This window comes from Halobellus rarus, assembly GCF_024494595.1.
In the GTDB taxonomy this organism is placed as follows: Archaea; Halobacteriota; Halobacteria; order Halobacteriales; family Haloferacaceae; genus Haloquadratum; species Haloquadratum rarum.
Map to the genome: position 1 here is coordinate 65,913 of NZ_JANHDI010000006.1, position 25,025 is coordinate 90,937.

At 66.0% G+C, this 25,025-nt stretch carries 21 protein-coding genes and 1 pseudogene; 12 read left to right on the forward strand and 10 right to left on the reverse strand.

Annotation, left to right across the window (positions count from 1 at the left end; translation table 11 throughout):
* Nucleotides 1–168: 168 nt before the first annotated feature.
* Complete coding sequence (locus tag NO876_RS07260) at nucleotides 169–2,346, reverse strand: heavy metal translocating P-type ATPase (RefSeq protein ID WP_256421024.1); 2,178 nt, start codon at nucleotides 2,344–2,346, stop codon at nucleotides 169–171.
* Between the two features lie 129 nt (nucleotides 2,347–2,475).
* Complete coding sequence (locus NO876_RS07265) at nucleotides 2,476–2,904, reverse strand: universal stress protein (protein WP_256421025.1); 429 nt, start codon at nucleotides 2,902–2,904, stop codon at nucleotides 2,476–2,478.
* Nucleotides 2,905–3,000: 96 nt separating this feature from the next.
* Between NO876_RS07265 and NO876_RS07270 the strand changes: the two genes are divergently transcribed.
* The 3 genes from NO876_RS07270 to NO876_RS07280 all read left to right on the forward strand — a co-directional run bounded on the left by NO876_RS07270 (nucleotide 3,001) and on the right by NO876_RS07280 (nucleotide 5,575).
* A complete protein-coding gene (locus NO876_RS07270) occupies nucleotides 3,001–3,900 on the forward strand; it encodes a CPBP family intramembrane glutamic endopeptidase (protein ID WP_256421026.1) in 900 nt (299 codons plus the stop codon).
* Between the two features lie 148 nt (nucleotides 3,901–4,048).
* On the forward strand, nucleotides 4,049–4,630 hold the full coding sequence (locus tag NO876_RS07275) for a flavodoxin domain-containing protein (protein WP_256421027.1): 582 nt from the start codon (nucleotides 4,049–4,051) through the stop codon (nucleotides 4,628–4,630).
* Nucleotides 4,631–4,894: 264 nt separating this feature from the next.
* On the forward strand, nucleotides 4,895–5,575 hold the full coding sequence (locus tag NO876_RS07280; RefSeq protein WP_256421028.1) for a LiaF transmembrane domain-containing protein: 681 nt from the start codon (nucleotides 4,895–4,897) through the stop codon (nucleotides 5,573–5,575).
* Nucleotides 5,576–5,676: 101 nt separating this feature from the next.
* On the opposite strand, the gene NO876_RS07285 is transcribed toward NO876_RS07280, so the two are convergent.
* The gene (locus tag NO876_RS07285) at nucleotides 5,677–7,662 is read right to left on the reverse strand and encodes a serine hydrolase (protein ID WP_256421029.1); all 1,986 of its coding nucleotides are present in this window, start codon (nucleotides 7,660–7,662) and stop codon (nucleotides 5,677–5,679) included.
* 137 nt (nucleotides 7,663–7,799) lie between these two features.
* On the opposite strand from NO876_RS07285, the gene NO876_RS07290 reads away from it, so the two are divergent.
* Nucleotides 7,800–8,807 carry a CPBP family intramembrane glutamic endopeptidase gene (locus NO876_RS07290; protein ID WP_256421030.1) on the forward strand — a complete coding sequence of 336 codons (1,008 nt, stop codon included), beginning with the start codon at nucleotides 7,800–7,802 and terminating at the stop codon, nucleotides 8,805–8,807.
* 83 nt (nucleotides 8,808–8,890) lie between these two features.
* Here NO876_RS07290 and NO876_RS07295 read toward each other — a convergent pair whose 3' ends face one another.
* From NO876_RS07295 to NO876_RS07305, 3 genes are all read right to left on the reverse strand, one after another.
* Nucleotides 8,891–9,844 (reverse strand): hypothetical protein, encoded by a 954-nt coding sequence (locus tag NO876_RS07295; protein WP_256421031.1) that lies wholly within the window; start codon nucleotides 9,842–9,844, stop codon nucleotides 8,891–8,893.
* Nucleotides 9,845–9,854: 10 nt separating this feature from the next.
* Nucleotides 9,855–11,285: a DUF8147 domain-containing protein gene (locus tag NO876_RS07300; RefSeq protein ID WP_256421032.1), complete on the reverse strand. Its 1,431-nt coding sequence runs from the start codon at nucleotides 11,283–11,285 to the stop codon at nucleotides 9,855–9,857.
* 247 nt (nucleotides 11,286–11,532) lie between these two features.
* On the reverse strand, nucleotides 11,533–12,957 hold the full coding sequence (locus NO876_RS07305; protein ID WP_256421033.1) for a sodium-dependent transporter: 1,425 nt from the start codon (nucleotides 12,955–12,957) through the stop codon (nucleotides 11,533–11,535).
* Nucleotides 12,958–13,377: 420 nt separating this feature from the next.
* On the opposite strand from NO876_RS07305, the gene NO876_RS07310 reads away from it, so the two are divergent.
* The gene (locus NO876_RS07310) at nucleotides 13,378–14,553 is read left to right on the forward strand and encodes an NAD(P)/FAD-dependent oxidoreductase (RefSeq protein WP_256421034.1); all 1,176 of its coding nucleotides are present in this window, start codon (nucleotides 13,378–13,380) and stop codon (nucleotides 14,551–14,553) included.
* Nucleotides 14,554–14,556: 3 nt separating this feature from the next.
* Nucleotides 14,557–15,483, forward strand: coding sequence for a DUF1641 domain-containing protein (locus tag NO876_RS07315; protein WP_256421035.1), 927 nt, complete (start codon nucleotides 14,557–14,559; stop codon nucleotides 15,481–15,483).
* 176 nt (nucleotides 15,484–15,659) lie between these two features.
* Here the strand turns inward: NO876_RS07315 and NO876_RS07320 are convergent.
* A pseudogene (locus tag NO876_RS07320) lies at nucleotides 15,660–16,316 on the reverse strand (PD-(D/E)XK nuclease family protein); the annotation flags it as partial.
* Nucleotides 16,317–16,535: 219 nt separating this feature from the next.
* Between NO876_RS07320 and eif1A the strand changes: the two are divergent.
* Entirely contained in the window at nucleotides 16,536–16,820 is a 285-nt protein-coding gene (gene eif1A, locus NO876_RS07325; protein ID WP_103992336.1) for a translation initiation factor eIF-1A, read from the forward strand.
* A gap of 13 nt (nucleotides 16,821–16,833) precedes the next feature.
* Here the strand turns inward: eif1A and NO876_RS07330 are convergent, their stop codons facing one another.
* Complete coding sequence (locus tag NO876_RS07330) at nucleotides 16,834–17,202, reverse strand: DUF7475 family protein (protein ID WP_256421037.1); 369 nt, start codon at nucleotides 17,200–17,202, stop codon at nucleotides 16,834–16,836.
* A gap of 26 nt (nucleotides 17,203–17,228) precedes the next feature.
* Entirely contained in the window at nucleotides 17,229–18,350 is a 1,122-nt protein-coding gene (locus tag NO876_RS07335) for a glycosyltransferase family 4 protein (RefSeq protein WP_256421038.1), read from the reverse strand.
* A gap of 136 nt (nucleotides 18,351–18,486) precedes the next feature.
* Between NO876_RS07335 and NO876_RS07340 the strand changes: the two genes are divergently transcribed.
* Both NO876_RS07340 and NO876_RS07345 read left to right on the forward strand, forming a co-directional pair.
* Complete coding sequence (locus tag NO876_RS07340) at nucleotides 18,487–20,505, forward strand: aldo/keto reductase (RefSeq protein WP_256421039.1); 2,019 nt, start codon at nucleotides 18,487–18,489, stop codon at nucleotides 20,503–20,505.
* A complete protein-coding gene (locus tag NO876_RS07345) occupies nucleotides 20,502–21,353 on the forward strand; it encodes a CDP-alcohol phosphatidyltransferase family protein (RefSeq protein WP_256421040.1) in 852 nt (283 codons plus the stop codon). Before NO876_RS07340 ends, NO876_RS07345 begins: the two co-directional genes overlap by 4 nt.
* Nucleotides 21,354–21,393: 40 nt before the next feature.
* On the opposite strand, the gene NO876_RS07350 is transcribed toward NO876_RS07345, so the two are convergent.
* On the reverse strand, nucleotides 21,394–22,302 hold the full coding sequence (locus NO876_RS07350; RefSeq protein ID WP_256421041.1) for an AEC family transporter: 909 nt from the start codon (nucleotides 22,300–22,302) through the stop codon (nucleotides 21,394–21,396).
* Between the two features lie 108 nt (nucleotides 22,303–22,410).
* On the opposite strand from NO876_RS07350, the gene NO876_RS07355 reads away from it, so the two are divergent.
* From NO876_RS07355 to NO876_RS07365, 3 genes are all read left to right on the forward strand, one after another.
* On the forward strand, nucleotides 22,411–22,887 hold the full coding sequence (locus NO876_RS07355; protein WP_256421042.1) for a hypothetical protein: 477 nt from the start codon (nucleotides 22,411–22,413) through the stop codon (nucleotides 22,885–22,887).
* Nucleotides 22,884–23,603: a hypothetical protein gene (locus NO876_RS07360; protein ID WP_256421043.1), complete on the forward strand. Its 720-nt coding sequence runs from the start codon at nucleotides 22,884–22,886 to the stop codon at nucleotides 23,601–23,603. The genes NO876_RS07355 and NO876_RS07360 overlap by 4 nt, the downstream gene beginning before the upstream one ends.
* 169 nt (nucleotides 23,604–23,772) lie before the next feature.
* Nucleotides 23,773–24,993, forward strand: coding sequence for an iron-containing alcohol dehydrogenase family protein (locus tag NO876_RS07365; protein ID WP_256421044.1), 1,221 nt, complete (start codon nucleotides 23,773–23,775; stop codon nucleotides 24,991–24,993).
* Nucleotides 24,994–25,025: the final 32 nt, after the last annotated feature.

The following is a 25,025-nucleotide window of genomic DNA, read 5'->3' on the forward strand; positions in this document are numbered from 1 at the left end:
CAGGGAGGGAGTTGGAAGATCAGGCGTTCGGTGAGAACTACCGAATGTCCGTCAGAGTGCAGCCAACAGAACGGACGTCTCGTACGTTGTCTCTCTGGTCATGTGTCTGCCGTCCTCAGCGACGCCTCGCTGTTCGCCGTCGAAGCAATGTAGCAGAACCCAGCGTCCTTAACCACGGAATCCGAGCAATCGGAGGCCGTTCAGGGACACGAGAACCGTCGAGCCTTCGTGGCCGACCACGGCGAGGGGAAGCGGGATCCCACGGAGTAGAATCGTGCCGACCATGAGCGCGATCGCACCGAACGCGATGGCGAGGTTGACGATGAGCGTCCGACGGGTCGCGCGTCCGAGACCGAGGACGTAGGGGATCTTGCTGAGGTCGTCGCCCATCAATACCACGTCGGCGGTGTCGAGCGCGACGTCGGTCCCAGCGCCGCCCATCGCGATCCCGAGTGTCGCGGTCGCCAGCGCCGGGGCGTCGTTGACGCCGTCGCCGACCATCGCCACGTTCTCGTGCCTGTCGACCAAATCCTCGATGGTCGCCACTTTCTCCTCAGGCAGCAGTTCCGCCTGTACTTCGTCGATACCGACCTCGTCGGCGATCCGCTGTGCGACTCGCTCGTTGTCGCCCGTCAGCATAACGATGTGCTCCACGCCGAGTTCGCGGAGGTCCCCGATCATCTCGGCGGCCCCGGGACGAACCGTGTCGGTGAACGCGAGCCACCCCAACACGGTGACGTCGCCGCCGTCCTCTCGGGCGACGATGACGCTCGTTTTCCCCTCGGCCTCCAGCGTCCGAAGCCGGTCGAGGCCGGGTTCGAGCCCCTCGACCGCTGCGTCTCCGAGGACGGTCCCGAAGTAACTCCGATTCCCGATGTGGATGGTGCTGGCTTCGACATCGGCGCAGACGCCTTTCCCCGCGACTGACTGAAACCGCCGTGCGTCGGGGACGTCGAGTGACCGCTCTTCGGCTGCCGCCACCGTCGCACGAGCGAGGTGGTGCTCCGAGCGGGCCTGCACTGCGGTCGCGAGCGAGAGCAGTCCCTCGTCGGTCAGTGAGTCGGCCGCCGTCTCGCGGACGAAGACGTCCGTCAACTGCGTATCGCCCTGCGTGAGCGTCCCCGTCTTGTCGAACGCGACCGCGTCGATGTTCGCTGCCGCCTCGACGTGCTCGCCGCCCTTGAACAGGACGCCCTGCCTGCCGCCGGAGGCGATCGCCGACAGGACCGCCGCGGGCGTCGAAATGATGACCGCACACGGTGAGGCAGCCACCATGAGCGTCATCGCGCGGTAGAACGTGCTGGTGAACTCGCCCCCGAGCGCGAGCGGAATCGCGATCGCCGAGACCGTGAGTGCGAACACGCCGAGGACGTACGGCTGTTCGAGGCGGTCGATGAGCCGCTGTGTCGGCGCCTTCTCGCCCTGCGCGTTTTCGACCATATTGATGAGACGGCTGATCGCCGACTCGTGGGCCCGCCGCGTGACCTCGATCTCGAGGCTCCCGCTCTCGTTGATCGTCCCGCCGAAGACCTCGTCGCCGGACTCCTTCGGCACGGGCACGGACTCGCCGGTGAGCGAGGCCTGGTCGACCGTCCCTTCGCCCGATGTGACGACGCCGTCGAGTGGGATCCGGTCGCCGGGGCGGACGACGAACACGTCGCCGACGGCGACGTCATCGATGGGAACGGTCACTTCCTCCCCGTCGCGGAGTACCTGGGCTTCGTCCGGCCGCATCTCGACGAGGGACTTGATCGCCCGGCGCGAGCGGCCGATCGCGTAGTGTTGGAGCGTGTTCGACAGCGAAAACAGAAAGAGGAGCATCGCGCCCTCGAACGGCGCGCCGATCGAGAGCGCACCGAGCGCGGCGACGATCATCAGGAGATCGATATCGACCGCGCCGTGGCGGAGCGTCGCGACTGCGCCTTTGAGTCCGTACCAGCCGCCGAAAACGTATGCGACGCCGTAGCCGGCCCACGTGAGGAGTGGCGGTCCGTCGAGCCACCCCGCCGCCAGGCCGGTCACCATTCCGAGCAGCGTCAGCCCGACGAACACCGCCTCTCGCCTGAGTTCCGAGCGGGAACTCACGTCATCCGTGTCCGTCTCGGAGTCCGCTTGGATCGAGACATTACGGTCACGGACTGCGTCTCGAATCGTTTCCTCGGACGTGACGCTCTCGTCGTAGGTGACCCGGGCGCTCCCCGTCCGGAAGGAGACATCGACGTCGTGGACGCCGGAGATATTCCGGAGGTGTCGTTTGAGTGCCCGCGCTCCCGCCTCGCCGCGACCACCCCGTCGTTCGATGCGGACAGTACACGTCGAAAGCGGGGGTGATTCAGTAACGGGCACGGTCTCTATACCGATAAGTCGACGATATTTGACGTTTGGGGGTCGCTCATACGTATCCGTTCGACGCAGTGCGAGTCCGATCTCCCGACTCCACGGACCCACGGATATGTACCCATTCTGTACTGGTGGTCATCCGATGATCGTCACCGGAATTCGTGCTCGACGGGTAACTGTCTCGGCGACGCTTCCGAGGATCGCACGGTCGATTCCCGAGCGGCCGTGGCTTCCCATAACGATCTGATCGATATCGCGGTCGTCGGCATACTCGAGAATCGTTCGGGCGGGTCTCCCGACCTCCGTGACGGTAGCGACGTCGATATCGTGTTCTGCCGCGAGATCCGTGGCCGTCGTGTGGATGCTGGTCGCGCGCTCTCGGGCATCGTCGTACCAGTCCTCGGCGACCGGTAAGCCACCAGCCTCCACGTCGATAACCGAGTCGATCGGATTGATGACGTAGATCGCGGTGAGGGTCGCATCCGGAAAGTTCTCGATAGCATACGTGAGCGCACCCTCGGAAAGCGGAGACCCGTCGAAGGCGATGAGAACGTTGTCCGGCATACGAGTAGAAATCGATGCGAATCGAAAAGAGTGTACCGCCCAGAACACCGTGGTTGGGAGTACTGTTAAGTACGATCTCCGTCACAACCCTTGGTGATGAATCGCAATACCCGTGCGTGGATCGATCGACACCGCCTCCTGAGCTTCGTCGCAATCGCGTACGCGTTCACCTGGACGGTTCAGGGTGCACTCGCGTATTCGGGTATGGAAGCGTCCTGGACGCACTCGATCCTGATCGGCTTCGGCGCGTTCGGCCCGCCGATCGGCGCGGCGGTCGTCATCTGGGCCTCCGGCGGTAGCCTCCGCACTTGGGTCGGCCAGATGTTCAAATGGCGGATCGGCGCGAAGTGGTGGGCGCTCGCGCTCGGTCTCCCGTTCATCATCCTCTCGCTCGGTGTCCTGCTTTTCGTCGCCGGCGGTGGCCCGATCGATCTCACCGAGTTCGAATCACCGTTCATCTACCTGTTCGCGATGGCGTGGGGGACCGTGTGGGGTGGCGGCCAAGAAGATCTCGGATGGCGTGGCTTCATGCTGCCCATCCTTCAGGACTCCTACAGCGCGTTGGTGTCGAGTGCCATCGTGGGCGTCACGTGGGCCGCCTGGCACCTCCCGCTGTTTCTGAACGCCACGACCACACACGGCGGCTGGCCGCTCTCCCAGCAACTCCTCTGGCTGGTCTCCATCCTCGCCGGCTCTATCCTCTGGACGTGGATGTACAACAGCACCGGCGGGAGCGTTCTCGCCGTCGCGGTGTTCCACGCCGGGATTAACGTCATGGGGATCTTCCACCCCGCAGACCCGGAGGCGCTCATCCCGAACGGCGCGCCGGACCCCTGGCTGAACCTGCTCGCCGAAGTCACCGGTGCCGTTCCCCTCGTGTTGGTCGCGATCCTCCTGGTCGTCGTCTACGGCGCTGACCGCCTCGCGAACCGCGACCCACCAACCCCCCGAGACGCCGGCCTGCCACCGGAGACCGAATCAGACGCCGTCGAGTGAGCACGCACCAACGCTGGACTCAGCGTGAGTTCTGAGGTGCTACGTCTCGACCCGATAACTCTACAGGCCGTGACTCGGACGGGATTGCGGGTCTGACCAGTATTTATTGAGTACCGTAGCGAACGAATGTACTGAGGTGTGAGAACACGTGAGTTCCTTCCTGATACTATATGGGACGGGCGAAGGCCAAACGGCGAAGATCGCAGAGCGGATCGCGGCCACGATCAGCGAGCGCGGCCACGAGGCGAGCGCGATCGACGTGCGCGACCGACCGGACTCGTTCACCCTGGAAGCGTACGATGCCGCCGTCGTGGGTGCGTCGATCCACGTCGGCAAACACCAGGGCGAGGTTCGCGATTTCGTCTCTGAGAATCGAGACGTCCTATCGGGAATGCCGACCGCGTTCTTCCAGGTCTCGCTGTCCTCGGCGAACGAGGAGAAACGCGAAGAGGCCGCGGGATACGTCGAGTCGTTCGTCACGGAAACCGGGTGGCATCCCGATCGGATCGGGCAGTTCGGCGGCGCGCTCCGGTTCTCCGAGTACGGGTTCCTCAAACGTCTTATGATGAAGCAAATCGCAAAAGACCTGCTCACCGAGGAGCGGAAACCGAAGAGTGACATCGAGTTCACCGACTGGGACGCTGTCGACGCCTTCGCAGCGGACGTCGCCGCGTTCGTCGAAGGCCGCCTCGGCGATACCCCGGACACCACCGAGGACTCAGCGATGTGACCGCCACGCAGACCTCCCCACGCCTCACTCGGCCTATCTTGTTGCGTCGACGCTTGCCCTCCTGCTCGCGGTCGTGGCGACCGGCGTCGGGCTGTTCGTCCCGGCTACCTCCTCTACACGTACGCCTCGTACGCATTGCTTCCGACATTCAACGAACTCTCTCTCGTCTACGTTGCCCTGTTCGCACTGACGCTGTTCACGCTCAAACCGCGGTTATGACAACTATAGACAACATTCATATCTGTTCTCTGAGTACCCGTAGGTATGCCAGTATCGAACCGAGTGTCGACGCAGGAACTGCTCGGTGCGGTCGTCGTGATCGTCGGCACCGTACTGTTGCTCGACACGACCGGGGTCGCCGAAACGGGACCGCTCCTGAATTACGTGCCGTCGCTCTTTGTCCTTCTTGGTCTGTACGCGCTGGTCACGAGCGGGTTCCGCAACCTGTTCGGTCCCCTCTTGGTAATCGTGCTGGCCGGTGCCTGGCAAATAGCGGCGCTCGACCTCGTCCCGGGAGCCGACCTGGCTTCCTTCTGGCCCGCTCTCATCATTCTCTTTGGCGTCTCACTGCTTCTGGGTCGGCTGCGGACGAAAGCGGAGGAAGTCGGCGAGCAAAGCGTGGACGGCCTCGCCGTCTTCGGTGGCCGGAACCAGCGCGTGACTTCCTCGCGGTTCACGGGTGCGGATCTAACCGCGCTCTTCGGCGGGTACGAACTCGATCTGCGTGATGCCGGGATTGCTGAGCGTCCGGCGCGGATCAGCGCTGTCGCCATGTTCGGAGGCGTCGATATCATCGTTCCACGGGGCTGGAACGTCCGCCTAGACGTGTTACCGATCTTCGGTGGTGCAGAGGACGAGCGCCCGCGCCGCGAAGAGCAACACGAGGAGATCGATCTGATTGTGACCGGCTTCGTCGCCTTCGGCGGGATCAGCGTGAACGACTGAATCAGCTCTTACCACTGATATTCGAGTGCTTTCGACATCGACTCCCCAACTCCCGCTGTTCACTCTCGGAAGTGTAACGCCTTTTTGAGAACTGTACGCCGCTACATCTGATACCACAGGAGATTCCAGTACGCGAGCACGAGCGCAAAGACGACACCTGCGAGGCCGACTACGGTATACTGAACTCGCGTCAGGCGACTCCAGACATCCCGCTGCCAGGCGAACCCGGTGAGGACGAGCGTCGTGAGACTCGCGAGGGCCCCCACGAGCGGGAACAGCAGGACGATCTGCAGCGGCAGCGGATCCCCGAGAAGGGCCGCCCGTGGATCGCTCAACACCACGACGGCGGATCCGATTACGAACACCAGATAGCTCGCCGCTGCGAGGCCGGCGATCTGCCGAGTGTGCCGCAGTGGGGAGGTCGGTCCTTCTCGCGTCTCACCACGGTACCATCGCCAGAGACCCGTCGCCGTCCATCCGAGGACGGCTCCGAGAAAGACCAGAATGCTCACGCCGGCGATGGCTGCGTGCGTGGCCGGTCGCTCGCTGACCGTGAGTCGTTCGTAGGCCGAGGGCGGTCTGCTGTCGAAGAACAGGTGGGTTATTTCACCGTCCGTCTCGCCGAAGGCGAGCGCATCCGACCCATCGACCGCTTCGAAATACAGTTCGTCCACCTCGATCCACTGCGTCGATCCGCCCGGACCAGTCGTGACGAGTCGCCCCCGGTCATCGACGGAGACACCGACGTTCGACTGCACGCCTAATAGTTTTTCCGACGTGGTATACGGAGACCTGAGTGTGCGATACGTGCCGGTCACGTCGCTCGCCCGCGTTGGCTCGCCATCGGGCTGGGGTGTGCTCTCTTCGCTCGGGTAGTACTCGTCGATCAGTGCGTCCAACAGTTCGTCTCTGGCTTCGACACCGCCCGGGCTGTTGTACGAGACGAAGAGCCCGACCCCGTGCTCCGGAAGCAGGGCCACTAAACTGTGGAATTGCTCGGTGTCGCCGGCGTGCCCCACGATACGCACATCTTTCCGGCTCAGTTCGTAGAACCCAAAGCACATCCCGTTCAGTCGGTCGTCGTTGCCGAACCGCCGCTGGTGCATCGTCGCTGTTGAATCGGGTTCGAGGATGCGCCCCTCGGCGATTGCTCCACCCCGCAGGTGGGCTCGAACGAACCGCGCCATGTCGGTCGCCGTCGTGGTTATTGATCCGGCCGGCGCCATACCGACGTACTCGAAATCACCCTCCTGATACCGACCGTCCGGGGTCGTGTATCCCTTCGAGAGCGTCCCGTCGATAGCATCCGGGACGGGCTGGTCGAACGTGCTCTGGTCCATACCGAGCGGTTCGAAGATCTCCGCTTCGACATAGTCGTTGAACGACGACCCGGCAGTCGTGGCGGTGATGTGACCGGCAAGCGCGGCCCCGTAGTTCGAGTAGGCAGTGAACTCACCCGGCGGCCGGACTCTCGACGGTCGCTCGTTCTTGAGCATCGTCGGGAGCGGGCGCAGATCCGATTCGCTCAGGACAAACGTCCCACGAGCACGTTCCTCGAATCCCGCAGTGTGAGTCGCAAGGTGGTCGAGCGTGATGGGCTGGCCGTACGTATCAGGTATCGCGACACCATCGAGGTACTCGTTCACGTCGGTATCGAGATCGAGCCGGCCAGCCTCGACCCCCTGCATAACCGCCGCCCAGGTGAAGAGTTTCGACGTCGATCCGATTCGAAAGAGCGTATCGTCCCCCCTAACCGGCGCATCGGTCCGGACGTCCCGGACGCCGTATCCCTTCGTGAACGTCGAATCACCGTCGACGACTGCGACCGTCGCACCGGGGATGTCGTGGGCCTCGAGCTGGGCGTTCACCACGCCGTTGAGGAACGTCTCGAAGGACTCCGGATCGGATAGCGGGCCGTTGGATTGGCCCTGCTGGGTAGCACCCGTCGCGCTCGTGCTTCCGGGCACGTCTCCGAGAGCGACGGCCGCAGCACCTGCGGCCGCGAAGCCGCGGAGCACAGTGCGGCGAGACGGGGTGTGAGCACGTTCGAAGGCGTCGGGATCGCTCGCTGGCTGTGATCGGGACATTGCTCGGCCTCGTTCCGGAACTGCTCGATTGACGCCGCTGCAGGTTGGTTCCCGATTCACCGCGAGGCGGCATAAACACCACCGTGGATCCAGCTGTCCCGATAGCATTATCAATAAAATTGACACTTGTGTACATTATGCTCGAACGCGGGAAAGCCATCCTCTGGAACGAACAGACGCGGCGACTGCGGGTCCCGTGGCGACTGGTGCTGTGGCTTGCCCTGCTGGTAGTCCTCGGCATCTTCGTGACGACAGCCGTCGGCATCCTCTCCAGCCGGTCGATCGAATCCGTCCTCGTACTATTCACGCCGGAGCCGCCGGGTGAGCAAACCCTGGTTGCCGCCCGGAACCTGATCTTCGTGTCGGCACAGTTGATCGTGATGGCCGGCAGCGTGTATCTGGCCGGGCGATTCCTCGACCGACGGTGGTTCCGGGATTTCGGGTTTCGGTTCAACCGAGATTGGTGGGTTGACCTCGGATTCGGTTTTGGATTGGGGGCGATGCTGATGACGGGGGTGTTCGTCGTCGAGTTACTGGCGGGCTGGATCACTGTCAGAGAACTGTTTTTCGTCGCGCGTGCTGACTTCGCTTTCTGGCCGTGGTTCCTCTGGGGGTTCGTCACGTTCGTGGCGGTGGGTGTGTACGAGGAACTCCTGTTCAGGGGATACCTCATCACGAATATCGCGGAGGGACTTACGTGGTTCGAGCGCGTTCACAGTACGACCGCGGTCGGGCTTGCAACGCTGTTTACCTCCGTCGTCTTCGGGGTGGCACACGCGGGGAACCCGAACGCGACGCTCGCGAGTACAACCGGTATCGTCCTTGCGGCACTTATGCTTGCGTCCGGCTACGTGTTGACCGGCGAACTCGCGATTCCGATCGGCCTCCACACGACGTGGAACTTCTTTCAGGGGACAGTCTACGGGTTCCCTGTCAGCGGGACGAACAACGGCGTCTCGCTCGTGGCCATCGAGCAATCCGGTCCCAGACTACTCACCGGAGGGGGGTTCGGCCCGGAAGCAGGCCTCATCGGAATCGCTGCGACTGGAATCGGCCTCGGCCTCACTACTCTGTGGGTCAAGTGGCGCGATGGTGATCTTCAGTTCGATCTGTCGCTTACGCGTCCCGAACTCCGACGTCGATAGCGGTCGATCGTCGAACATACCGATGGCTGCCCGCGACGAGCGCTCGAAGCCCCCCGACGACACGGTGTCGTTGACGGTGCTCGTTACTGATCGTCCGTCTCCGTCTTGCCGCCGGTACGCGGAACATCCGTTCCGGCGTCCGTGTCTGGAATGGCACCGAGTACGTGTTCCCGCAGGGTCGCTGCGGCGAGCGCGCCGGTAATATGCCCCCGATTCAGCACCGCGAGCGGCATATCGGTGTAACTCGGTCGCTGGCGGTCGTACTCGATGATGCGGTCGTACCGGGCGAGAAGCGGCGCACAGTTGGCCGCCTCGACGGCCCTGAACTCCCCCGCGAAGTCGAGCACCTCACGGAGGTGATCCGCCCGTCTCTCGGCCGCCCCGGCGGTCATCTTCCGATAGACGGACGAGACGAACATCTCGCCCAGCGCGGCCCCGGCGAAGATCGGGGCGTACCGATCGACGGTGTCGAAGCAGGCCCGGTGGAGGTTGACGGCCCAGCCACCGAGGCTGATACCCGATGCGAAAACCGGGCTACTGGTTCGATCGTCCGCCCGTGTCGCGAGCGCGTCGATGAGGGCGGCCGAGGCGGCGAGCATCCCGACGAAGTTCTCGAGTTCGCCCATCGCCCGGGCGTAATCCATACTCGACCCGTCGTGGAACGGTGCTCTGACGGCTAGGACGTTGGCCGGGATCGCTTCGTCGGTTGCGACGAACAACCGCCGAAACGAGTTCGAACTGAACCGCCCGAAGTCGAACGGTCGCTCGCCACTCCCGTGGTGATAGATGAGCGTCGGATAGTCCGGGCCGCGCCATTGCCAGGGCATGTACGCCGCCTCGAACGCCCCGATCGGTGTGTCGACCGTTACGGTCCGCTCACCAGCACTACTGAGACCGTCGACACTGGCCTCGGACTCGCTCGCCACCTCGACGAGCGGTCGCGACTCGAGCGACCGCGCGAAGAACTTCGCATTTTGCAGGAGGATTGCGCTGACCCGGATGGTCCCGATATCTATGAGTTCGTGGATGTTCGTCATCTCTGGGTCGTCAGTCCCGGTAGTTGCCGCTCCCGATTTCGAGTTCGCCGTCCGTGAGGACCCACCCCGACTGTGGACCGCGGAGTTCGATCCGCGACCACTCGCGGTACTCGTTGCCGGTCCACCCCCCGGAGAACCACTCGTTACGACCGTCGAGTTGCGCGGAGACGTAGACGGTCGCCCCCTCGTTCGTCTCGTAGTCGGCGTACATTTGACCCTCGTACTCGAAACAGCGATGCGTCGCCGAGTCCCCGGTAACACATTCGACTTCAGTTCGGTCGGCCTGGGGGGCGAGCAGCGGTTCGTCGTCGAACGGGTCGGCGGTGTCGATCGGTTCGTCGGCGACGAGCGTGACGGTAAACGCGAAGCTCCCGTCGTTTTGGACGCCCATATCCGGATTGTCGGGATCGTATTCCTCGGCAGGAATCCGCTCGTACCAGCCCATCGTCTCGTTTTCCACCTCACGGTAGTAGACCTTCGAGACCTCGATCCGGTCGGCAGTGATCGCGAGCATCTGTCCCCGTTCGGTCTCGACCAGTTCGTACGAGAAGTTCACTGGCGCGGGATCAGGATCGGCCCCTCGAACCGCCGGCGCGTACCGGTCGTACCGGACGTCCTCGACGAAGCGCTCTCCGAGGCGGGAAGAGCCGCCTTCGGTCGGCACCGGGACGTAGAACGTCGCGTTCTCGAGGGTTTCGTCGGCAGCGATCGTCACTTCGTACTGGTAGGTGCTCTCGGTCGTCGCGGCCTGGCGTTGCTGACCGAGCACCGACAGGCCACCGACGACGAGGCCGAACACGAGTATCACGGCAACCGCTCCGACGGCGACCGGTCGCCAGTCGACGCGCCCCTCGGCCGCTCGAGCGAGGTAGTGGTTGGCGAGGACCGCGACTCCGAGACCGGCGATGATTCCGACGGGAAGGCTCACCAGCAGCGACGGCCAGACCAGGGGGTCCAAAACGACGGTCAGTACGACGGCGACGACACCGAAGGTGACCGATCCGGCGACGAGACTGCCGAGGACCCGCGGCCACGGACGGGGACGGTCCTCACCCGTCACTGGCTCGCGGTCGGCAGCCCGCCGTCGGTCGGCTTCGAGGATTCCTCCGAGCGCGCCACCGACCCCCGCGACGACGATCTGTCCGATCGCGGCGAGCAGCGACAGGGCCGCCGCGAGTGCAAGCCCCTCCAGGGGGACGTCCGGGGACGCGAACGGCAGATCGCCCAACCGGGCGAACGCGATCGTACCGGTGACGACGGTCGTGAGCGCGGCCATCAGGACGCCGGCGACCGCGCCCGATTCGGCGCCGTCACGTTCGAGATACCCCGCGACTCCCCCGCCGACCACCGGCGCGACCAGCAGCACGAGCGGGACGAACCCCAGCGCGCTCCCGACTACCGCCCCGATCGCTCCGCTGCGTATCGTTCGACGAGAGATCATCGGTGGCTGCCATATGATACGCCGTCATCATATATGGATACTCACCCGATAGACGGAGACGAATCGAACGGGGGTCCGCGCCGGGACGTCTGGGATCTAGTTCAGCGGGGCCGAACGCGGGAGAGAGGTCACCACGCGTGTCGTCTCGAATCGCCCGCAGGGGTTCGCGGCGGTTCACTGGCACGAGCGACCGCTGGTCGCTCGTTTACTCGACCGGAGAGAACCGTGCGAGTGGACAGCGCTCCGACTAGCGTCGTCGACCCCGAAGCCGAGGGGGAGCGGGGAGTCGATTCCGGAGTTCCCACCCGAACACCGCAAAGACGAGCAGGAGCGCGACAGCGACGAGCAGGCCGAGCGGCCCGTTTCGAGCGTGATCGACGACGAGTCGCCACGCCGGGCGAGCGATCCCGACAGCCCGGGCGGTGGTGACGACGATGAGCACGACCGGGATCAGATAGCGAACGAGGGGGTAGAGCCGTCCGAGCTCCTGTCGGACGGTCTCGAGATCAGCGACCCAGACGAAGACGAACACGACACAGAGCGCCGAGATGGGCAGCGCGAACGTCCCGACCGACTCGTCGACCAAGTCCAGAACCGGCCGCCCCGCGACCGCGAGATTGACCGGGCTGTAACTCAATGCAGAGGGGACGCCAGCCGCGAACACCCCACCCGTCAACAGCAGTGTCGCGCGTCGACGAGAGAGTCGCGTCGTGTTCTCCGCGGCGGCGACGCCGACCTCGAGGAGGGCCACGGACGAGGACAGCGCGGCGAAGAACAACAGTCCGAAGAAGCCGACCGCGACGACTCGCCCGAACGGCATCGTCGCGAAGGCGGTCGGAAGCGTCGTGAACGCGAGTTCGGTCCCGAGGGTCGGCCGGAGACCGAAGCTGAACACGATCGGGAAGATGACCAGCCCGGCGATGATGGCCGCGCCGATATCGGCGACCGTGATCACGAGCGACGATCTGAACAAATTCGTCCCCTCCTCGACGTAACTCCCGTAGGTGAGCATAATCCCCTGACCGACGGACATCGAGAAGAAGACCTGTCCGAAGGCCGCACTCCAGATGCCGAGGTCCGCGAGCACCGAAAACTCCGGGGTGAACAGGAAGGCAGCGGCCTGCTCCCACTCAGGCAGTGTGACCGCGTACAGCGCGAGTGCGATGAGAAGAACGAACACGGTCGGCATCACGATCTTCGCCATCCGTTCGATCCCGCCGCGAACGCCCATCGAGACGACGCCGCCAGTCATCGCCGTCGCGACGACGAAGTACCCGATGGGGAGCCAGCTCGCGGTGAAGGGCGCGAACGTCGTCTGTGAGCCGGCGAGCCACGAGAGGAAGAATCCGAGTACCCAGCCGCTGAGGACGAGATAGTAACTCAGGATGAGGAGGACGCCACCGAGGATGAGCCACCCGAGTGCCGTATACTCGGTCTTGACGGAACGGAATGCGGAGACCACGTCCGTCCGAAGGCGGCGTCCGATGGCGAGTTCCAAGACGAGCATCGGCACTGCACAGACGAACGCCGCGAACAGGTAGGGGACGAGATAGGCACCGCCGCCGTTCTGGCCAACGACAGCGGAGAACCGCCAGATGTTGCCGAGACCGACGGCCGCCCCTACCGTCGCGAGAATGAATCCGAATCCGGACGACCACCGTGCCGTAGTCATATTCCGGCATACGTCCAGCGAGGGCTTAAATGCGGTTTGTCCGACACTCTGACCACTCGCACTGGGGACCACTGTAGCAACGTCCCCCGGCTCAGCCACCCCCAATGCGAGAATACGGGTTCCGGACTAGCCCCTCGGAACTGTCGAGGCCTCGGGCCGCAACCGCGTATCCGACCGTCGAACGAAGACCTCGACCGCAGTGAGGCACGGGCGACGAGATTGTCGTGCGACAACTCAATACAGATGTGCATCGGCCGTTAGTGTCACTCACGGCGCGATATTGAATGATCGATGCACAACTCGAAGCTGACGTATCGGTGAACGTGGCCGGATCGTCGTACTCCGGTCAGAAGTTGGAGCCGAGCGAAACGGCGAAAGACGTCGGAACGAGCGACAAATGACTACCGACACCGATCCACGATGACAGCAACACGACCGAACGTCCTCATTCTCGGCGGCGGCACCGGGGGGACGATGACAGCGAACGCGCTCCGTCGGCGAATTGACGCTGATGTGACCGTGATCGACAAGAGCCGAACGCACAGCTATCAGCCCGCCTACTATCTGATCCCGTTCGATTACATGGACCTCGACGAGCAACAGCGCGACACACGCGAGTTGCTCCACGGCGAGGTCGAATTCGTCCAAGACGAAGTCGTCGGGATCGATCCGGACGAGCAGACGGTCGCCGGAGAGGGCGGTTCCTACAGGTACGATATCCTCATCTCCGCGGTCGGGAACGACCGCCGACCGGAGGCGATCCCGGGGATGCTCGAGGGGTGGAATCGAACCGATTCGGTGTACCCGTTCTACCACGCATCCGCGGCGCGAGCGTTAGGCGGCGCAGTCGACGAATTCGACGGTGGGCGCTTCTTAGTGACGGTCCCGGACACGCCGATCAAGTGCGGCGGCGCACCGTTGAAGCTCACGATGCTGATGGAGGAGTACCTCCGCAAGCGCGGCGTGCGCGACGACGCGGAGGTCGTGATGACGAAGCCCGGACCCGAGGTCTTCGGCACGGGGCCGAAGGCGCCCTACCAGGAGCGGATCGAGGAGATCTGGGCCGAGCGTGATATCACGTTCGTTCCCGAGTTCACCGTCTCCGAGGTCGACTACGAGAATCGGACTGTCCACGCAGAAGAGGGCGAAACGCTCGAGTATGACCTGTACGCGCCGGTCCCGCCCCAGTATGGTCAGGAGTTCGTCGTCGAGAACTCGCCGCTGACCGACGGCGGCGAGTATGTCTCTGTCGACGACAACACGCTCCAACACGAGACGTATCCGAACGTGTTCGCCCTTGGTGACAACGCCGACGTGCCAACCTCGCGGACCGCCTCAGCGGCGCGCAAGCAGTCGCACGTCGTCGTCGACAACGTCGAGCGGTACCTCGAGGATCGGCCGCCAGCTCCCGACTATGACGGCTATACCGCCTGTCCGATCCTCGTGGAGAAAGGCAAGGCGATGATCGCGGAATTCGACTACGAGAACTCCATCTCCGCGCCGGTCGTGAGCCGACTCAACTGGATTCTCGACGTCAACGTGATCCCGTCGCTGTACTGGAACGTCTGGATGCGTGGGTACGACCCGGTTCCCTGAACGATGAGTGAGACACCATCAGACGTCGACGCGTTCTCGACGAGTGCCGATGCGGACGCCGATATGCAGGAGTTGGCCGCCCGCGTCGACGCGCGGGCAGACGACCTGATCGCACTGTTAGACCTGCTCACTGTGGTGCGGGGACTGAGCGAGGAGTTGGTACCGGAAGTGCGCACGGCCGTGGCAGAAAATCGCGAGCCGCTGGCCGATCTACGGACCTCCCTGGAGAACGGAGAGACGAGGCGGCTCATCGAACACGTCGGCGACAACGCCGATCCGCTGGCCGATCTGCTCGATCTAGTTGTCGTCGCGCAGGGACTCGCTGCGGAACTCGTCCCCGAGTTGCGAACCGTCGCCGCCGAGAACCGCGGGGAGATCGCACAACTTCGTATGGCGTTCGAGCACGAGCAGACGCTGGTGCTGTTGCGCCAGATCGGCGACAACACTGACACGTTCCTCGATCTGTTGTCGACGCTCGAAGTAGCCAGCGACGCGCTCGCGGACGCCGCCCCCGAAGACGAGGCAGCGGCCGCGGCCGCACGCAGAGACGTACGCCGACTTGCTGCGGCCTTCGACCGCGCGGAATCCGTCGACGCACTCGTCGCGCTGGGTGAGAATATGGAGACCGTCCGCGGGCTACTCGCGCTAGTGGAGGGGTTCGGCGACGCTGCCGACCGTAGCACCGAGGAATATTACCGGCTCGGCGAACGGCTGGGACGGGCTGCGGACGTGGCCGAGCACGCGAGCGATCCGCAGGTCATCGAGACGCTCGATGCCGGCGTTGGGGCCTTTACGGACGAGACGACCGACCGGCGGGTCGGCCTCTTCGGCCTCTTTTCGGCCCTCCGTAACGACGACGTTCAGCGGCTCCTCGGAACGGTCGTCGAGGCAGCCGAGCGCGCCGGGCGCACCCGGGGCCCCGACCGGTGACCTGACCGTGATGCGACCGGTAGTGTCCGCCCGTCTCTCATCCGGTCCATCGACTGTCCGTGTCGCGCGGTTTGTTCGCTTCTAGCGGTCCGTCACGATGAAAGACCGCTCACACCGCGTGGTGACGAGGACGGAAACGGTGGGGCCCAGGCGAGGACTTCCGCGCCACCAGAGCGTCAACATTCAGACAGCGACGCCAGCATAGAACGGAGTTCAGATTCGATCGCAGCGTACTCGCTCGAGTCCCATTCAAACCGCTCTTCGACACCGGCGTCGGTGAACCGAAGAGAGGCACGAACACTGCGGTCGGGGCTGTGCTGGAGGAGGGCCAACGCGTACGCGAGCATCTGCAGCCGATAGTGGTCGGCCAGATCGGCAGTCGACGTCGATGACAGATCGTTCGTCTGGTAGTCAACGATGTGGTAGGCGTCCGGAGCGACGAGCAGTCGGTCGATATCACCGACGATTCGCGACTTCCCCAGCCGGGCGACGACGGAGAACTCGTCGTGGGTCGCCTGGAGTTGGACGCCGGCCTCAACCTGATCCACAAACCCCACCGCATCGGCTGCGTGTTCCACGGCATCGCGGAGATCCGTCTCAGTCGGCCCCTCATCGGCCATCCGACTCAGACGACGAACGAGTGTCGACCACTCGTCTCTCGGCGGCCGGAGTTCGGCGAGTCGGTGCACTACCGTCCCGAACGTCGTCGGGCTCAGACCCGACCAGCCACCGCTTCGCGAGCGTCTGTGGTCGTCCTCAACGACGGCTGTAACCGCATTCACGAGAGTCGTCGCAGCGACCCGTTTCGCCGGCGAGAGAACCCGCTGTCTCGGCCGTGGTTCTATCGGGCGCGTACTCCGCGAGCCGGCGGTTCAACTGCCCGGTGAGTGGTTGGACCGGTCCCTGAAGGTCCTCGTACCACTCCCGAACGAACTTCATCGTAATTGGTTACTCGAGGCACCTCCGGGCCGGTCCGACGATTTCACGCCTGACTGAACAGTGGCCCGTCCAGGGAACCGGCCATTTATGAGCCCTGCCGACGTATCTCCGTTGTGACTGAAGAATCAGGGCGTCGGAACCTACGGATGCCCCACGGTGACGAGCTGTTCGCTGTTGTAACGGAACACAACGGCGGCAACCACGTTCGCGTTCGGTGTGCAGACGGAAAGAATCGGATGGGCCGGATCCCCGGCCGAATGAAGTACCGCACCTGGATCAACGAGGGCGACGTCGTCCTCGTCGAACCGTGGGACTGGCAGGACGAGAAGGCGAACATCGAGTGGCGCTACTCCGAGCAGGACGCCGAGCAACTGCGCGAAGAAGGCCACATCGAGTAGTTCTCAGCCGCCGTTACGCCGACTGCCGATACAGGACGATCAGCACGGCGATCAAAAGCACCTGAACGATTTTGTCCGCGATCCCCGGCGGACCGAAGTCGGGAGCGTTGGCGACGTACCAGAGGACGACCTGTCCGGCCGTGAACGGAATTCCGAGCAGATACATCAGCCGCCGACGATAGTCCACCAGTACGGCGGCGACCCCGCCGAAGAATCCCACAGTGGCCACGAGAAAGGCGATTCCGAGCGGACTCGGAGCGAAACTCACGCCGAGCCACAGATGGATCACGCCGGTTATCGCTGCCAATACGACTCCGGCCCAGTGGAGACCGGTCAGCGTCTCCGTGCGGAGACTGATTCCGTCCGAGGTTTGTGTTGCCATAGGTTGACAATCACCGCATATCGTCTTTAATGTAGGGCTCGGGTCACGGCCCGACGGAAGGCCCTGCGGAACCGCGCGCTACTGAACCGCTCCGGCGACAGGTCAGGGGACTCGCCTTCGTCGATCGCCGCGGCCAGCAGGTCGACCGCGCCGTCGACCGACTCGAACAGTCGATCGTCGCGCCCGTCGAGAATCTCACGCTGTCCGCCGCCGTCCGGAGCGAACGCGAGCATCCCCGCGGCGACGTACTCCGCGACGGACATCCCGAAGTGCTCCTCTCGCTTCAGGTTCAGCCCGTACCTGTGTGTCCGGAGCAGCGCCTCGATCCGCGACCGCGGGACGTCGCGTTCGACGGTGACGTACGGCCGCTCTGCGGCGGCCGCTTCGACGCGTTCGACGTACTGTCGGTACGCTCTCGGCGCCGCGCCGACGACGTGGAGGTGAACGTCGTGCCCCCGCTCGCGGACGCCGTCGGCCACCCGAATAGCGTCGAGCGTCCGTTTATCGGGCGCGATTCGTCCCACGACGACGATTCCGTCCTCTCTCTCGTCCCAGCGTTCTCCCCCGTCGATCGGATCGACCGGCGGGTGGAGCACGCCCGGAGACAGCCCGTAGATCTCCCCGACGACACCGGCCGTCCACGCCGAGTTCGCGAGCAACGTGACGGCGTCGCTGGCGAGCCCCGCGCGACTCGGTCCGGCGAGCCGACTCCAGAGACGATTCGACGGCCCCGACGATCCGTCCGCGAGCCGTCCCGTGTGAAACTGCGGGTAGTGGACGTACTGGACCGACGGGATCGAGAACGCGAACTCGTTCGCGGTGCTCACCGCGAGGTCGAACGCGTCGGCGTCGCGCTCGAAGATGCGGTGGATCAGGACGCTCCGAAGCGGCAACTGCGGCCCGAGGACCGGCGCGACAGACGACAGCGCCCGCGCCGCGGTGACCGCTCCGGTCGGCATTCGGACGGTCAGCGCCTCGGCGTCGAGATCGATATCGAACCGCTCGACGAGAACCCGGGGATCCGTCTCAGAGAGCGTGTACAGCGTGACGTCGTGCGCCCCCTGAAGCGCCGCACAGACGGTGAGGCAGACGATGTCCGCGCCGCCCTGGAAGTCCAGCGTGTTGTGGACGACGGCGACCCGTGCCATACCGATGATTGGGCGCGCCCCGTGTTTACTCCGTCGGCCTCGCGGGCGACTCTCCGTCGGTGACCCGCACTACCCTCGGCTCCGAGGATCCCGTCCTGCCAGCGCGCTTTTGATCCCCGCGGGCGAATTACCGCCGATGAAGTGTGCGTTCGTCGGCGCGGGCGCGGTCGCCGAGAAGTACGCCTCGGGGCTCGGAGATTCGCCCCTCGACCTGGCGGCCGTCTGCGACCTCGACGCCGACCGCGCCGAGCGCCTGGCGGCGGACCACGGCGCGACGCCGTACGCGGACCTCGACGACCTGCTCGCCGCCGAGTCCGCGCCGCTGGTCGTGAACCTCACGAGCCACGCCGCCCACGCCGACGTCACGGGGACGTGTCTCAGAGCGGACCGCCACGTCTTCGGCGAGAAGCCGCTCGCACTCGACGCCGATCGCGCGCTGGACCTCGTCAGGACCGCCGACCGCCGCGGGCTCGCGCTCGGCTGTGCGCCGATCAACCACCGCTGTGACGCGCAGCGACACGCCCGGTCGTTCCTCGGCGACGGACGATTCGGCCCGATCCGACTGGGGTACGCCCACGCCCACGTCGGTCGGGTGACCGAGTGGCACGACGACCCCGACTCGTTCCTCGAAGTCGGGCCGCTGTACGACGGCGCGGTGTACCCGCTGTCGCTTCTGGTCTCCTGGTTCGGACCGGTCGAAGCGGTTCGGAGCGCCGACGCGCTCGACGTCTGGCCCGACCGTGAGAATCGAAGGCCCGAGCGGCCGACGCATACCGAAGCGACGATCCGGTTCGCGTCGGGGCCGATCGTCCGCCTCACCGCGAGCCTCTACGCGCCCCACCGGTCGCGGGAGTTCAACAGCCTCGAACTCCACGGCGACGACGGCTCGCTGTACCTGTCCGACAGCGGTGCGCTCGCGGCCGAGCGCGACACGGTCTCCGTCGCCGGCGCGGGGCGGCCGTACGTCGCGGCCCCGCACCCGCAGCCGCGCCGGGAGCGCCGGTACCTCGCCGGCCCGGAGCGGCTCGCGGCGGCGGTTCGGGACGGCCGCGCTCCGACCCGCGGCGCCCGCCGCGCCGCGCACGTCGTCGCCGTCTGCAACGCCATCGAGCGCGCCGCGTCGGCGGGTTCACGCGTCCACCTCTCCGAGGCGGCCTCGGGGGGGCTCGATCCCGACGACGTCCGGCCGCCGGCGATTCGCCCCCCGCCCGGGGACGCGACCACTCGACGGGAACCGGACACCGGGGCAGACTCGGTATCTCCTCCCGTCCGGGACGCCGCGATACGCCTGCCGCCGGTCGGGTTCGGCTGCTCGCGGTACCGCGACGGCGAGTACGTCGATCGGATCGACTCCGTCGCGACGGCGCTGGACGCCGGCTACCGGCTGTTCGACTCGGCCGAACTGTACGGCAACGAGACGCGGATCGGCGAGCTGCTCGACTCGCCGGGGTCGCCCGACAGGGAGGGGCTCTTTTTGATCGGGAAGGTCTGGAACACCAACCACGGGCACGTCGCGGAGGCGTGTCGCGGCAGCCTGGCGGAACTCGGGATCGACGCCTTCGATTCGTATCTGCTTCACTGGCCCGAGGCGTGGTCGTACCAGGGGCCGCTCTCGGACCTGGCGTCCAAGCCCGTGGAAGCCCAGGAGGCGCTGACGTTTCCCACCGACTCGAACGGAGACCCCGAGACCGTCGATCACCGACTCGAAGAGACGTGGCAGCGGCTCGAACGGCTCCACGAGCGGGGGCTCACGCGGACGCTCGGCGTCTGCAACGTCTCGATTCAGCAACTCGAACGGATCGTCGACGTCGCGAGCGTACCCCCCGCGATCGTCCAGATCGAGTCGCACCCGTACCGGCCCCGGTCGGAACTGGTCGAGTGGTGTCACGCGCGCGGGGTCCGGGTCGTCGCGCACTCGCCGCTGTCGGCGCCGGGGCTCCTCGACGAGCCAGTCCTCCGCGACGTCGCGGACGCGCACGGCGTCGCGCCGGCCGTCGTCGCCCTGGCGTTCCACGTCGACCGCGGCGTCGTCCCCATCCCCGCCAGCAACGACTCAGGCCACATCGTATCGAACCTCGCGGCCGCGCGCGTCCGGCTGACCGCCGACGACCGCGAGGGGCTCGCAACGCTCGAAGATCCGGGGTTCGAACGGTGACGACGGTCCGCAACGTCCCGTCGGCGCTCCGGCGCGAGTGGGTCGCCGTGGCGACGGCCGTCTCGGCTCTCCTGCTCGGCGGCGCGGCGCTGCTCTCCGTGGCGGTCGCCGGCGCTGGCCCCATCCTCGGACCCGGCGCGTCCGGGATGACGAGCGTGGGAGTCCGGTGGCTGCTGCCCGCCGCGACTGTTGCGGCCTTCGAGTTGTGGTTCTGCCTCTGGTACCTCGGCGCGAACCGGCCGGAGAGCGACGACGACGGGAGCGAGACCGACAGCCTTGACGCGCGAGCGACGGTCTACGAATCGCTCGGCGCGCCGAACCTCGTGACGCTGGCCCGCGGGGCGCTCTTCGCCGCGTTGGCGGGGTTCGGCGCGCTCGCGCCGCGTCCCGGAATCGCGTGGTTGCCCGCGCTCCTCTACGGAACGGGGTGTGCGCTGGACGCCGTCGACGGGTTTCTGGCGCGACGGGGAGATCGCCGCACCCTTCTCGGGGCCAAACTGGACCTCGCGTTCGATACGACCGGGTTCCTCGTCGCGCCCGTCGTGGCGGTGCTCTGGGGACAGCTCCCCGTCTGGTACCTGTCGCTGTCGGCCGCGCGCTACCTGTTCAAACTCGGCCGCGGACTGCGTCGCCGCCGCGGGAAACCCGTCTACGACCTGCCGGACAGCGTCGTCCGCCGCCCCCTCGCGGGCGTCCAGATGGCGTTCATCACGGTTGCACTCTCACCGCTGCTCTCGCCGGCGACGGCCCGCCCGCTCGCCGTGATCGTGCTCGCCCCGTCGCTCGCCGTCTTCCTCCGGGATTACCTCGTCGTCGCGGGCTGGTACGGTGAGTCAGACCTCGCGTGAGTCCCGCAACGACAGGCGGTCAGTCCCCTGGCCCGCTCTCTCATCCGACCGCTCGAATGAGCACGAACAGCGTTCCGACCGACGCGAGCGTGGTGAGGAACACGTTGAGCGAGGCGAACTCCTCGTCGCCGCCGAGTTCGTTCGCGAACACGTACGTCGACACCGCCGTCGGCGTCCCGAGCATCACGATGGCGGCCGTGAAGGTCGCGGCGTCGACCGAGAGTACGGAGAACGCCGCCCACGCGAGCGCCGGCATGATCGCGATCTTCGTCGCGACCACCGCGCCGCTCGCGCCGACGTCGACGTTCGGGAGATCGATCTGGAGTGACGCGCCGACGCACAGCAGCGCGATCGGCAGTGCAAGCGCTCCGAGGACGTCGAGACCGGCGGTGAGCGGCCCGGGAACCGAGAGTCCCAGTGATCCGACGGCCAGTCCGGCGACGAGCGTCGCGAGGACGGGATTGCGGACGAGCCTGCCCAACTCCTCGGCGATGGGGGCGTCCGCCTCGTTGATCGTCGTGAGCACGACGATCGTGAGCGGGATCTGCGCCAGCGACACCACGCCGAGGACGACGCTCGCGATGGCCGTCACGCGGGCGTCGAACGTGGCCGCGACGAGCGGGAGTCCGAGGTAACCGAGGTTCGAGTGGTACGACTGGACGATGGCGACGCTCTGTCGGCCACTCCGCCCCCGACTCCGGTGGAGGAGCCACGCGACGCCCGCGGTCGCGAAGACCACCGACAGCAGCCCGACGAACAGGTCGGCGGTGAGCAGTTCGCCGATCGCCCGATCGTACGTCGAGACGAAGACGAGCGCGGGCAGAGCGACGTAGTAGGCGAGGGCGTTGAGCCGCTGGGTTCTGGCCGCATCGAGGACGCCCGAGAACCGAAGTCCGGTCCCCACCAAGAGGAGCGCGAGCAGTCCGAGCAACCGGGCGAGGACCTCCATAGGTCTCCCGAGTCGACACGACGACTTACGCTGTTCGACTCGCCGCTCTCTTCTCCGCGGCTCCCGTTCCGTGTGATGATTTATTTACGGCGGTTCCGAAGACCGCCTGTGTCCGAACGAGCCCACGACCTGATCGACAGCCACGAGGTCGACGCGGAACTGATCGAGGCGCTGCTGTGGCGGTACGGGGCGGACGTCGATACTCCGGACCCGGAGTCGCTCGATAGTGCCGGAGATCGGGTGTACGAGTTTATGACCGAACACGGGTCGTCGGTTCGACCCGCTGCTGACCACTTCTACCAGTTCGAGGATCACCCGGAGTACGGGTCCCGACCGGCCGCGCCGGCGACGGAGCCGGACTTCGAGATCGTCCTCGACGAACTCGTCCGGGCGGGACTGATCGCCCGAACCGGCGAGGACCGGCCTCGCTACTCGGCGTCGTTTTACGATCTCCTCGTCGAACTCGGCCCGACGTTCACCGCAGGGGAAATCGACACGCTCTGTGAGCGCACCGGAATGGACAAGCGGGCGGTTTACCACCGCGTTCTCGGTTCGCTCAAACTGGACCTCGACCTCGGACGATGACGGGTGAGGAGTCGCCGCAGTCGGCCGATTCGATCTCGCTCTCCGCCGATCCGGACGACCGGCGAGCGCTCGCGGAGCGACTGCTCGATCGGGCCGAGGACGACCCCGAATCGATCACGCACGAGGAGCTGGCGACCATCGCCTCGCTCCTCCCAGTTGACGACGCGGACGGTCGCGTCGCCGCCGCGGAGGCGCTCCAGCACCTCCACGACCGACCGGAGCTGTTCGCGCCGTTCGTCGAAGCGATCCTCGCCGCCGTCGAGCCGTATCCCGAGGGAGTCGACGGGATCCCGGCGCCGATCGAGTGGATGGGCTCCGCCGAGATCAGAGCGCTCGTCTACGTCTCCGACTCGCTGGCGCGCGTCGCCCAGGAACGGCCGGAGCTGTTCGTTCCGCACGCGGACGACCTGCGTGATCGCCTCCGAAGCGAGGCGAACTACCCCCGATCGCTCCTGTTCGTCGTCGGCTACGCGGAGGCGACCGCGCCGGGAACGGTCCCGAGAGAGTGGCTGAAAGGCGAACTGTGTGAGCTGTTAGACCGCGGTCGCGGGAACGGCTATCCCTCGTGGGCCGCCGATACGCTCGGCGCGCTCGGCGATCCCGACGTCCTGCCGGCACTTCGCGAGTCTCATCCCGGCGAAGACGGCGACGACCCGACTCGGGAGGCGTTCGACGACGCGATCGAGACGCTCGAAGCGGTCGACGGCGACGGGTGAGCGTGGCGTTCAGTGTGGACGGGTGAGCGTGGAGATCGTTGCTGCGGGGCGAGCGTAGGGTTCAGTGTGGACGGGCGAGCGTGGCGTTCATTGTGGACACACGGGCGTGGCGGCCGGTGGGACACAGGACCGGGGTAGACCTTTCTCCCGGCGCGTCGTGTCCCCGAGTATGACACCGACACGGGGCTTCACGTTCGACTTCCGCACCGGACGGATCGTCGTCGATACCGGCTGTGTCGACGGCCTCGGCGACGAACTCGATCGACGCGGACTACAGCGCGCGATGCTCGTGAGCGGTCGGACCGTGGGTACGACCCCGGCGGTCGTCGACCCGATCCGAGAGGGACTGGGCGGCCGACTCGTCTCGGAGTTCCCGGAGACGACGTCGGCGAAGACGCTCGGCACCGCGCTCGCGGGACTCCGCCTGGCCCGCGACCGCGACGTCGACGTCGTCGTCGCCGTTGGTGGCGGTAGCACACTCGACACGGCGAAGGTACTCGCCGCGCTCTCCTCGCACGGCGACGGCGAAGCGGTCGCCGAGCGCGCCCTCGAAACCGGCGAGGTATCCGTCGCGGACGGGGGTGACCCGCTCCCGATCGTCGCCGTGCCGACGACGCTCGCCGGCGCGGACCTCTCGGACATCGCGGGCGCGACGCTCACGCTCGACCGCGACGTCTCGGCCGGAGAGACCTACGAGAGCGGGGGCGTCGGTGACCCCCGACTGATGCCCGCGGCGCTGTTTTACGACCCCGACCTGTACCGGACGACGCCCAAGTCGGTGCTCGCCGCGTCGGCGATGAACGGGTTCGACAAGGGCATCGAGATGCTGTACTCGCCGAACGCGACGCCCATCACCGACGGCACCGCCGGGCGCGGCCTGCGCCTGCTCCAGTCGGGGCTCGGGACGATCCGGGAGGATCCGATGGACGAAGACCGCCTCGGCGACGTTCTGGCCGGGATCGTGAGCGTCCAGTACGGCCTGGCCGGAGCGGACGGCTACCGCGCCTCGATCATCCACGCGTTCGGCCACGGGTTCTCCCACGGCCACGACGTCCATCAGGGCACGATTCACGGCGTCCTCGCGCCCTACGTGCTGCGGTACGTCTTCGACGCCGTCGACGGCAGACGCGATCTGCTCGCGGAGGCGCTCGACGTCGACACCGCGGGACGATCGCCCGACGCCGTCGCCGCGGGCGTCATCGACGCCGTCGCGGCCGTCCGCGACGACCTCGGGCTGCCGAACCGCCTCCGAGACGTCGAGGGCGTCGAACAGGCGCAGTTCCCCGAGATCGCGGCCGCCGTGGCCGACGACGATCTGCTGGACGTCGCTCCTGAGGGAGTGGACCCCACGATCGAGGGGATCGTCGGGATCCTCGAACGGGCGTGGTGAGCGGTCCCAGAGGGTGACAGACGGCGGTTCCG

Bases quoted from the DNA above. Each gene is read 5' to 3' on its own strand.
- NO876_RS07265 (WP_256421025.1), bottom strand. From the start codon at position 2,904: ATGCCGGACAACGTTCTCATCGCCTTCGACGGGTCTCCGCTTTCCGAG.
- NO876_RS07270 (WP_256421026.1), top strand. From the start codon at position 3,001: ATGAATCGCAATACCCGTGCGTGGATCGATCGACACCGCCTCCTGAGC.
- NO876_RS07280 (WP_256421028.1), top strand. From the start codon at position 4,895: ATGCCAGTATCGAACCGAGTGTCGACGCAGGAACTGCTCGGTGCGGTC.
- NO876_RS07285 (WP_256421029.1), bottom strand. From the start codon at position 7,662: ATGTCCCGATCACAGCCAGCGAGCGATCCCGACGCCTTCGAACGTGCT.
- NO876_RS07290 (WP_256421030.1), top strand. From the start codon at position 7,800: ATGCTCGAACGCGGGAAAGCCATCCTCTGGAACGAACAGACGCGGCGA.
- NO876_RS07295 (WP_256421031.1), bottom strand. From the start codon at position 9,844: ATGACGAACATCCACGAACTCATAGATATCGGGACCATCCGGGTCAGC.
- NO876_RS07300 (WP_256421032.1), bottom strand. From the start codon at position 11,285: ATGATCTCTCGTCGAACGATACGCAGCGGAGCGATCGGGGCGGTAGTC.
- NO876_RS07305 (WP_256421033.1), bottom strand. From the start codon at position 12,957: ATGACTACGGCACGGTGGTCGTCCGGATTCGGATTCATTCTCGCGACG.
- NO876_RS07310 (WP_256421034.1), top strand. From the start codon at position 13,378: ATGACAGCAACACGACCGAACGTCCTCATTCTCGGCGGCGGCACCGGG.
- NO876_RS07315 (WP_256421035.1), top strand. From the start codon at position 14,557: ATGAGTGAGACACCATCAGACGTCGACGCGTTCTCGACGAGTGCCGAT.
- NO876_RS07330 (WP_256421037.1), bottom strand. From the start codon at position 17,202: ATGGCAACACAAACCTCGGACGGAATCAGTCTCCGCACGGAGACGCTG.
- NO876_RS07335 (WP_256421038.1), bottom strand. From the start codon at position 18,350: ATGGCACGGGTCGCCGTCGTCCACAACACGCTGGACTTCCAGGGCGGC.
- NO876_RS07340 (WP_256421039.1), top strand. From the start codon at position 18,487: ATGAAGTGTGCGTTCGTCGGCGCGGGCGCGGTCGCCGAGAAGTACGCC.
- NO876_RS07350 (WP_256421041.1), bottom strand. From the start codon at position 22,302: ATGGAGGTCCTCGCCCGGTTGCTCGGACTGCTCGCGCTCCTCTTGGTG.
- NO876_RS07360 (WP_256421043.1), top strand. From the start codon at position 22,884: ATGACGGGTGAGGAGTCGCCGCAGTCGGCCGATTCGATCTCGCTCTCC.
- NO876_RS07365 (WP_256421044.1), top strand. From the start codon at position 23,773: ATGACACCGACACGGGGCTTCACGTTCGACTTCCGCACCGGACGGATC.